The organism is Chryseobacterium mucoviscidosis (genome assembly GCF_002177115.1).
Lineage (GTDB): Bacteria > Bacteroidota > Bacteroidia > Flavobacteriales > Weeksellaceae > Chryseobacterium > Chryseobacterium mucoviscidosis.
Genome location: NZ_MVAG01000110.1, coordinates 1 through 225, shown reverse-complemented (window position 1 = coordinate 225; position 225 = coordinate 1). Strand labels below are relative to the sequence as shown.

Here is a 225-nt window from a genome sequence, read left to right as displayed (position 1 = left end):
AAAATATCTTTGACAGACGCGCAAATCTCATCATTACTGCATGTAACGACATCATCAATCACTTTGCCTTGACCGCTTGATTTGTTTAAATTGGCAATTTCAAAAGGCAACTGACCGATTTGGGCGACCGCCACACCATCAGCAAATAGGCTCACTTGCGATAAACGAGTGCGTTTGCCGTCTTTTAGGGCGACATTTAGGCAAGCTGAGCCTTCGGACTCTACG

Annotated in this window: 1 pseudogene; it reads right to left on the bottom strand. The window is 45.3% G+C overall.

What is annotated here, in order from left to right:
- A pseudogene (locus B0E34_RS21570) lies at positions 1-225 on the bottom strand (hypothetical protein); the annotation flags it as partial.